The sequence below is a fragment of the Candidatus Campbellbacteria bacterium genome, assembly GCA_024653945.1.
Lineage (GTDB): Bacteria > Patescibacteriota > Minisyncoccia > Phycocordibacterales > EsbW-18 > EsbW-18.
Window position 1 is genome coordinate 218,389 of the sequence record JANLIT010000003.1, and the last position, 10,013, is coordinate 228,401.

The 10,013-nt window shown below is 45.6% G+C and carries 6 protein-coding genes; all 6 read right to left on the bottom strand.

Going from position 1 to position 10,013, the window contains the following annotated elements; translation table 11 throughout:
- Positions 1–2: 2 nt before the first annotated feature.
- Positions 3–1,283 carry a dockerin type I domain-containing protein gene (locus NUW02_02950; protein MCR4274980.1) on the bottom strand — a complete coding sequence of 427 codons (1,281 nt, stop codon included), beginning with the start codon at positions 1,281–1,283 and terminating at the stop codon, positions 3–5.
- Positions 1,284–1,469: 186 nt separating this feature from the next.
- Positions 1,470–1,985: a hypothetical protein gene (locus NUW02_02955; protein ID MCR4274981.1), complete on the bottom strand. Its 516-nt coding sequence runs from the start codon at positions 1,983–1,985 to the stop codon at positions 1,470–1,472.
- Positions 1,986–1,990: 5 nt separating this feature from the next.
- Positions 1,991–2,410 carry a hypothetical protein gene (locus NUW02_02960; GenBank protein MCR4274982.1) on the bottom strand — a complete coding sequence of 140 codons (420 nt, stop codon included), beginning with the start codon at positions 2,408–2,410 and terminating at the stop codon, positions 1,991–1,993.
- 65 nt (positions 2,411–2,475) lie between these two features.
- Complete coding sequence (locus tag NUW02_02965; GenBank protein MCR4274983.1) at positions 2,476–3,468, bottom strand: class A beta-lactamase-related serine hydrolase; 993 nt, start codon at positions 3,466–3,468, stop codon at positions 2,476–2,478.
- A 68-nt stretch (positions 3,469–3,536) separates the two neighbouring features.
- Positions 3,537–7,835 carry a LamG domain-containing protein gene (locus NUW02_02970; GenBank protein ID MCR4274984.1) on the bottom strand — a complete coding sequence of 1,433 codons (4,299 nt, stop codon included), beginning with the start codon at positions 7,833–7,835 and terminating at the stop codon, positions 3,537–3,539.
- A partial coding sequence (locus NUW02_02975; GenBank protein MCR4274985.1) for a hypothetical protein occupies positions 7,733–10,013 on the bottom strand: 2,281 nt, incomplete at its 5' end. The genes NUW02_02975 and NUW02_02970, both read right to left, overlap by 103 nt.

Consider the following 10,013-nt stretch of genomic DNA (forward strand, 5'->3'; position numbering starts at 1 on the left):
GATTATCCTGTCCAGAAGAATGTGAGAATACTAAAGTCCGCAAGTGTAATTTCTCCGTCACTATTTAAATCAAACCGTGCTGGCACATTTTCTCTGTCATGCCAGTACGCAAGTATTGAAAAATCGGTCAGATTGACACGACCATTGTTATTAAAATCACCTCGGAGTACACGTGGTCCGTACTCATCAACAAATTTTAGCGCAACACCAAATGGACTTCGCATATCCCCTACCGCCGCGAGTGAGCGTAATGTTGTTTGCACTTGTGTAAGAAATTCCTTTGAGAAAAAGAATTCATAGAATCCTGTGTTTGAAGCAGTTGCGGTGCGTGTCTCTGCCCCTGCACCACCTCGAGTAATGGTCACCACAACCACTGAGTTTGGAAGTGTTGAACCAACAACGCGCACCGTGGACGTATCGTCAGTTTTTTCAAATGAAATAGTGGGAGGAAGAAAAATTCCCTGTAATGACACGAGTAACCGCCGTGTATAAAAAACAACTGGAAATGAAAGCACTCCTGATTTTACCCCCTCATTATCAACTCCGTAGAGTGTCATGTTGTATGAGCCAAACGGTATATCGCTCAATGTGATGAGAAATGTTCCGTTGTTAGCAACAGGTATCTCTCCAACTCGTACGCCATCACGGAGAACAAACACTGTTCCGTCTGGATGTGCAAACCCACCAATAGAAAGGGTTCCTGATGTTGCAGTTTGCACGGTGCCACTTGTCCCACCATCATCATCGTCACCAGGCTCAGGCGGACTCCCTGGTATTGCAAGACTTGCTGGCGACGACGTGCCGATTGCATTTCCAAATGCGTCGTTCACCACCGTTACAAAGTAGTACGTGGTGCCAAGTGTAAGTCCTGTTGAAGTTGCCACAAGGTCTGTTCCAACAGGTGTGTATGAGTACGGCCCAGAAGAGTTTGTGCCAATACCGTGCGTATAACTCCCCACACTCCACCCGAGGTATGCCTGCGCAGGAGTCCATGTCACCACAGCTGTGGAAGTTCCCACCAATGACGCCGTTAAAACCGGAGTTGTAACGAAAGGAAAATATAAAAATCCAGAGCGAACCTCGTAGAGAGCAGATGTACTTGTTGCAATTGCGGGTTGCGACACACTTCCCCACAATCCAAAGCTCGTTGATGTACCATACCCGCTTGAGAACATCACCGGATCAAGAACACGATAGCTTGGTGATGTGTACTCATCTGCACGCACAAAAACTGCTGTAAATATCGTTCCACACAAAAGAAAAATGAAGAAAAACCTTTTCACAAAATAGCGCGGTTATTGTATTATCTCTAGGGTCACAGAGAATGGCTTCTTGTGCAGATTGGTAAATAAGCACTTTGTCCCCTTTTTTGCGTCTCTAAACGATTATGTGAGTACAAAAACCCCACATACCGATGTATTCAGTATATCACCCTACAAAATATCTGTGAGTGCTTATCCACGTCGTTTTTACTGGGATTCTTCGTTTGACCCGAGTGAGGCAACTTCAACAATAATATTTTCTGCAGGGTCATAGAGATACGCTTTTCGAGCAACCGCATAAAAAAGAACAATATTCCCCTCTTTTGCGTTTTTAAAAAAAGCCTGATCTTCAAGATTTGATGTATCACTCACCGTAGCAAGGACAGGCGTCTCTCCACTTGGCACATCAATGAGTTTCTGAACCCGTGCAACAACCTCTTTTGTTTTTTCTTCACTAAACGTCTGAGGATTTTGACGAAGCGAATTCCATTCCTTATAAAAGTGTCCCGCTACACCAAATACACCGAGCAAAAGAATACAAAAGACAAGAAAAGTTATGCGAGAACGACCCTGAAGACGTCGTGGTTCATCCATCAATGAAGCCGAGCCTGAAATATCATATGTAGGTATTTGAGGTTCCTCAATAATTGTTGTTTCCGCACGAGTCGGAGCACGCATATCCATATCATTATTTCTTTTTTTGGAGATTATTTTTCCTGCCATACAGCTTATTCTGTTTCTCCAGATGCCGCTCCTGACGTGTTGTCTGAAACATCTACTGACTCTTCGAGTCCTGCATCGGTATTTACACTAATGGGCGCCACTTCAAGGATTCGATTAACAATCGGGTCATATAAATAGGCCTTCTGTGCCTTTGCATATATCAACACCTTGTCTCCTATTTTTGCTTTTGCAAAAAAAGGTTGGTCTTTAAGTTTTTCTGGGTCGCTTACTGTTGCAATAGTAGGAACTTCATCTTTTGGAAGAATGATGAGTTTTCCAACAACCTTAACGAGTTCCTCAGCCTCTTCTTCTGCCACAGCCTGAGGATTCTGTTTTAATGTTGCTACTTCTCGGTAAAAATAAAACGCTACACCAAGAGCACCGACAAATACAAAAACAAAAATTATTACAAAGGATTTTTTCATACAGGTATATCTATAATCCTATTATATAACGCATAGCGAGATGAACAAGAGTCCTTACATGCTTTTTAGTCTTGGCCATACTGTCTTTCTATCTCTTTATAAACAAATGTGGAGATGTCTTTAATTGCAGAAATAAGTTCTTGTGGATTTTCTCCACGAGTCATAATGCAGAGCATGTAAGGGTGATCTGGGAAGTAGACAACGCCACAATCATGGAATTGTTGGATATCATTAGTAATTTTTCGCTCCCCAAATTTATGGGCAACGGTGATCTCCTCTGGAACTCCTGCACGAATTCCGCCTGTAAACGTGGTTTCGGTGAGTAATTTTAGGGCGTACTCAGAGTGCGTCCGAGACAAAAAAGATGCATTAAAAAGAATGCGAAAAAAAATACTATAACGTCTCACTGAAAGTACTGCTTTTGGATCTGTAATAAGACTGACATCAATACCAACCAATCGAAAGAGATCTTCCTGATATTTGCTTGGTAGACGATTATAGAGAAGGAGGAGGGCTTGGTTATCAGAATATCTAACCATATTCTCAATGAGATCTTTCGCTGAGTACGTTTTTCCAATTTCAAGAGGGACAAGCGGAGCAAATTCTTGAGTAAATCCTAAGTCCATAGGTGTCTCATACAGAATCCTTTCTTCAAGTACATCTGGTTCATCTTCAGACCACTTAAGATATGCAATCATGACAGGAACCTTAAGAAGACTTGCTGGAGCATAGAGCTCCTGTTGATTTACACCAATCACAGGGCCGTTGTTTAAATCGCGGAAGTATACAGCGATATCGGAGATATTTGTTGATTCCTTTAATTCTTCAACAAAATCTTCCAGCTCTGGAGTAAAGTCCTCTTTACGAGAAGTGATTGTGGACACAGCAATCTCACACTCAAGAAGTGGGTTTGTAAGTTTTCCTCCCAAACGAAGTTCTGAGGAGAAATCGCTTAATTCTCTATTTGGAATAGTTTTTGAAATGTTACCCACAAAAAAACCAAGCACAAATAGAAGTACTCCACCAAGGTACATGAGGCTAATATTTGTTTTTTTCACACAATAAGTATACGTGGTTTCCGCTCAAACAAAAACACCCCTTTCATGTGGGTGTTTTTGTTTATTTTCTAGATTTCAGACTCAGGTTCGGGAGTAGGCTCTGGTTCAGGTTCTGTGACAGGTTCCTCATCGGGAGTGGGTCCTGGAGTTAGTTCGGGTTCAGGTGTTGGTTCCGGCTCGGGTTCGGACTCGGGAAGAACTTCAGGATCTGGGTCAGGAATTACCTCAGGGTCTGGCACAACTTCGGGTTCAGGGATTATTTCAGGGTCTGGCTCGGGAAGAACTTCTGGTTCAGGTTCTGAGACAGGTTCTGAGACAGGTTCTTCCTCTGGTGCTGGTTCGGGTAGAACAATCTCGCCCAATCCTTCAGATTCAATCGTTCGCGCCCCTTTCACCGCAAGAGCTATCCAGTTGAACATTATGTCTTCCTCGGCTGGTTTGTTGAGGATAATAGTGAATCCTGTTGTAGACGCAGTATCAATAAGGAATCGTACGTCATTTCCAAAGAACGCTTGAATAACGGCCGCGCTCGCACCGTCTCCAGCTGAAATTCCATCAGATGTTGACATACTTGCGTTCACCACCGGTTTCTCAAGATACTCTCTCTCGAATGGAATGTACACCTCGGAATCACCTTCCTGTATTATAGCGAATCCGGCAGTATCCGTTGTAAAGTACGGAGTTCCAAAGAAGATGACATCCGATTCAAAAAGTACCTGATCATTGAGTGCCGACACTGTATCGACAGTCAAACCTTCTGTAATGACATGTGGTGTGTAGATTTCAAACGCCGCAACAAGTCGGTCGGTAAATATCTCAGAATCAAGCTCTATGTCTCCACCTATACGTGCATCCTTAAGATATTCAAGGATTTGATGTGCCCCATCTTCTTCATCTTCATCATTAAGAATCTGCCCGGGTGTTGTTGTCGCGACTGTTTCAACAAGTGTAAACCCTTCGTTGCAAAGCCCATCGGCATTTGTGCTCGTTGCTGTGCCAGTTTCATCAACACATGATGCAACAACCGCCGGTTCACCGACCACAAGACCTTCCTCCATCTCACTCATAAGAACAGACAGTGACATACCTGAGTAGTCAACGAGGTTGACGAAGACAAGTACCTGTCCACACTGTTTGCTTCCCTCTTCTGCATCAGGACAATCAACACGCATCTCAGGTGTAAAGTCCTCCATCACAACTCCAAGTACCCTGCCAGCCTTTGTTGCACGCATACCATATCCAGCACGTGATGATGTCGTAATACGATCCCCTGCTTTAATTGAGCCGTTTTCAAGCGAAACGTTCACTGGCACACGACCGACAAGTGCAACAGGAAATGTATTTTCTGTCTGGGGACCGAGGATAATTCCAGGGTATGTTGCAACAACACCAATAACATCTCGTTGATATGTCTCCGTTGATGCCTTGACTCCGTTCGGAATTGCAGTATCAAGCCCAACGATTGTACCTGCTGTAAGTGCTTCTTGTGATGGATAGTACTCAGCAAGGTCAGCACCTCCGAGAAATCCTCCTTCTGGGGTTGTTCCAAGAAGTCCGTCCACCAAAAGCTCCATCGCAATTGAGTTCAAGTTGTTGTTGATGAGGTCAATGGTTTGTTCAAGACTTTGATCCACTTTTTCAAGCCACAAGTGCTGTAGTGAGCCAATAGCAAGTGTTCCGTTAACTGCACCAATCGCCGTAACATCATCCGCGTCTCCCGCTGACCATGCAACCCCCGCATCAGTCGTCTTTCCTGCGTTTCCATGATATACATCTGTCACATATGTATTTCCATACCCTTGGAACACGGTAACACCACCAACGTCCGAGCCATTACTTGTTCCCACATACATTTGTCGCATTTTTCCAATAAACGCGTTCTCAAAGACGGAAATTGACGTAACAGAGTCTGTGCCACCATAGAGTTGTTCTGGAATAACTTCAAAGTCTGATGTTGCATCAGGCGTTGTCGTCCATGCTGGAGAGACAGTAAGTGTTGTTGCGGTATTCGAGATGACCCGACGAGTTTGGTCAACACCAGTGTTTCCCGTAATCTCAACCAAACTCCCTGCAAACTGATTAGGAGTCCACCCAGCACCTGTCTTTCCAATAGTTGTTCCAGAGAAGATATCTCCGTCTGTTTGGCGAGTTGAACTTCGTGATAATGCCTGCCTACCAGCAGCGTATTTACGTTTTACCTGTGCTTGTATGAGCGAACTGTCGGTTGTGGCGGCGGCGGCTGCAAAGTACACATCATCAATTTCTCCTGCCCAGAAGTCTGCTCCGGCCGCACCACCACCGTCGGCGCCAATAAAAAGAGGCTGTGAGGCGTCAAGAGTAAGTGTCGCTGCAAGTGTCGCATCACAGGCTACTGCAAGACGGCCATCAATATACAGACAGATGGAGATGTCTGTGTTGACCGCCACAAGGTGGTGCCATTGGCCATCCGCGTAATCAAGCGTTGATATGACAGAGTCGTCGTATCCCGCCGTTGCCGCTGTGTCTTGAATACCATACACAATCTGTCCAGATGTATTCATTTCAACTCGATATCCAATACCCTCCGTACCGTTTAATGCGGTGTATCGCCTATCAACAAGCACATCGTTCGTGGTAACGGGATTTGTCGCGGAGTGCTTGAACCACAATTCAATCGTGGATGAGAGCAAACCGACGTTAAAGTCCGCGTCCGTGTCGCAGGTACCGTCATTGTTTGCATCAGAACACAGGTAATCACTCGTTCCATTGAATGAAAGACCTGTTCCGTACACACCGTCAACACTATATGTTGGTGGGTCTTCCGCCTCAAGGATACTGTTTCGTATCGTGGAGTCTGTAAGGTCACCTGTTGTTTCATCAAAACCAAAGTATCCACGCGGTGTTCCTGACATATACCCTGTTTCACGGCTCGTTGAATAGAATTTTGACCATCCTATGTTTGTTGCACTCACCACTGCAATGTCATGAATTTGAGTCAACCCTTGGCTGTGTCCAACAAACAAAACCTCTCCTTTTCCTGTTGTCTCAAGAATATCAGCATACGATTCACGCTCAAGAACCCAGAATGCATCGGGGTTTGTTGAAAATGTTGGAGCTGTCTTAAAGGCATGCGGTGTGTTTGCCGCCTGTTCATCCCAAATATCATTTGGTGCGTTGTCAATTGCGGTCGCGACTTCAATATCATCATAACGCTCAATTTCAGCAAGTGTCTCGTTAGTGAGATACAAACGTCCTCTCTTTGTGACCCATACTTGGTTTGTGTCGTCAGTAGCGGCACCGTCAGCGTAGCGAATAACTCTTCCTGCTGAAAGGTTAATGAGTGCCACCGATTGATCTGTTGCAGCGGCAATGAAGGTATTACCGTTCACCGCCAAGTTCACACCACCTGTTGAACCTGATATGACAGCCCCGTGGACATCGTTAACAATGTTGTCTGTAATTGATAGATCAGTAATGGCATTTGTTGCATACGTAATAGCAGTGTTTCTCTTGGCTATGTCTTGATCGCCTTGTGTTCGGTCAACAGAGTCATAGTTAAAGAGTCGGTCTTGGAAGAAATCAAAAGCATACAGACCAGTACCGCCCGTACCGTTTGTACCAACATACACAACACCATTGAGTGCAAAGACACCAGACGGGTTGTTGTTTGTGTCGGTTCCAAGGGCAAACGTACCACCCGTTTGTGTAAATCGCATCCACATGATATTTGTCATTGCATCAAAGATGTAGACATCAGTTGGCGTGGAAACGATAACCGCCTTTTTCGGGAATGAGGACGTTCCACAACGATCATCTGTTGTGGGAACACAAGGATCCCCAATTGCATCGTCCTTCGCTTCTATGTACCAGCTTTTTCCTATTGCCAAAAGATCGTTGGTCCATTTACCGGCATCGCTGTCCCTCGTTGTGTCGTATACGAATATCGAGTTAATCGTAGGAATTGATGTACTTGCGGTAAATCCTTTTTTGATGATTTCACCGTACACCTCAATATCTGCGCGTGTTGTTTGGCTTCCCACATCCACAGCACCATTTTCCGCAACTGAGAAGAGGTCAGAACCCGCATCATCTTCAATAAGGAGCGGATACCCCGTCACTTGCGACTGGTCAACGAGAATATGAAGTCCATTACCTGTATTCGCGTTTGCATCCACAGCATCCATGGTGATTTGAAGAGCATCCCCTGAAAACGTACCTCCCGTTGCTGAGTTTGCGGTAAGCTGCAACAAATCATGCGTCATTGCTGAACCTGCGGTTTCGGTAATCACAACAGGTGTCGCTGCCGCTGTCTCAATTGTTGCACCCGTATCGTATGCAGTCTGTAAACTACCCCCCCTCCAGCTGATGATGTTGCTGCGGCTATCCATGCTCCAGCACTCCACATAAGCACTTGTCCTGGTGTTGCATTTCCTGCACTGGCAATAGTTGATGACGCGGTAATGTAATAGTCAGCCGATGTTGTTGAGAAGGCTCCATCTGCGGCACCAATAATGTTGAGTGTGGATGTTGCGACCGAAACCCACTTGCTTCCATTCCAAGAAATAAGGTTGCCAGAGGTGATGCCTGATGGATTTGCGATTGTTGACGATGCGTTGATATATGTAGCAACTCGGGTGTCAGTGTAGAAAAGATTGGTGGCGCCGAGAGTAATATCGTCAGCAAGAATTTTGAATGTTGATGTTGCAGCAGAAATCCACGCGCTTCCGTTCCACGAAATAACATTGCCTGTTATTGCATTACCCGCATGAGCAATGGTGCTTGATGCCCCAATGTAATAGTCGGCTGATGTTGTTGAGAATGTTCCGTCACCAACAGCTGTGATGTTGAGTGTTGAGGTGGCAACAGAGACCCATTTCGTTCCATTCCACTGGATGAGATTGCCTGAGGTTATACCACTTGGATTGGCAATGGTACTTGATGCATTGATATATGTGGCAACACGAGTATCCGTGTAGAAAAGGTTGGTGGCACCCAGCGTGATGTCGTCAGCAAGAATCTTAAATGTGGAGGTTGCGGCCGATATCCACGCACTTCCATTCCAAGAAATGACGTTTCCTGTTACCGCATTCCCCACATGTGCAATCGTACTGCTTGAGTTCACAAAAGTATTAGCACTTGAGGTGGAGAAAAAGTTCCTGACCGTCTGCCAATAGTCAACTGATGTCGTACTGAAGAAGTTGCGCACCGTCTGCCAGTAATCTGCTGAGGTTGTAGAGAATGTACCATCACCTACTGCAATAATACCGAGCGTGGTCGTTGCAACAGAGACCCATTTGCTTCCATTCCACTGGAGAACGTTGCCAGATGTCACTCCTGATGCTGCGGCAATGGTACTTGAAGCATTGATGAACGCATTTGCTGAGCTGGTTGAAAAGAAGTTGCGGACAGTCTGCCAGTAATCAACTGATGTTGTACTAAAGAAGTCAGTTACCGTTTTCCAGTAATCCGCAGACGTTGTGGAGAATGTTCCGTCACCTGCCGCAATAATACCGAGTGTGGTCGTTGCAACAGAAATCCACGCGCTGCCATTCCATTGCAAGACGTTGCCTGATGTCACACCTGATGCATGTGCAATTGTTGAAGATGACACGACGTAATAGTCCGCCGATGTCGTTGAGAATGAACCATCTGCTGCACCGGTGATGTTGAGTGATGATGTCGCTACCCAGACAACACCTGTACCGTTTGTTTGAAGCACCATACCGCTTGCACCACCTGTTCCTGATGAATCAGCAAGACGTCCTGTGAGTGAGAGTGTTCCAGCAAATGTGGAGGTAGCGTTGGTTGATGTTGCGTTAAAATAATTCGCATAGAGGGCACCACCTGCACCCGCACCATCTGTAACACCAATTACACCTGCGGAGAGACGTGCCAGAGCGGTATCTAGCGTTTCACTAAATGCACCTGTGGCTGACCATCCAAAAATACCAGCTGCAAGAGTTGAAATTTTTGGAGTACTTCTACTGTTAATCCAAAAGAGAGGCGCACCACCAGATGTACTACGGGCAATGAGTAAACTTGGGCCTGCTTGTTGACTGAAATAGTGTCCCGCTCCACCCAATTTCATCAGGTCTGTACCATCAGTGACATTGTCTGGAAGAATATCAACTCGTCCGGTTTTTAATACAGTAAAGGCCGTTGTTGTTGATGTGAGTGTTGAGGTTGCAACGGAGAAGAGTGTCTCCGACCCATCATTATTATTTGCATGAATAGAGAACTTCGCATACGGAGATGAGGTACCGATTCCTACATTTCCCGCAACAAGACCACTTGGATAGTAAATGTTTGCACCCGACACAACCCACGGTGATGATGTTGCGGCAGCAACCCATGCGGTGCCATTCCACATAAGAACCTGCCCTTGTATTGCGTTCCCTGCTGCGGCGATCGTGGTACTGCTGTTGATGAAATTATTCGCTGAACTGGTGGAGAAGAAGTTTCTCTGAGTGGCGAGGTAGTCAGCACTCGTTGTTGAGAAGAAGTTGTTGACGGACTTCCAGTAGTCAGCGGATGAGGTGGCGAAGAAGTATCCCTTGGAGAGCGTG

Excerpts from the sequence above, each read along its gene's own strand:
- NUW02_02955 (MCR4274981.1), bottom strand. The coding sequence starts at position 1,985 with ATGGCAGGAAAAATAATCTCCAAAAAAAGAAATAATGATATGGATATG.
- NUW02_02960 (MCR4274982.1), bottom strand. The coding sequence starts at position 2,410 with ATGAAAAAATCCTTTGTAATAATTTTTGTTTTTGTATTTGTCGGTGCT.
- NUW02_02970 (MCR4274984.1), bottom strand. The coding sequence starts at position 7,835 with ATGGATAGCCGCAGCAACATCATCAGCTGGAGGGGGGGTAGTTTACAG.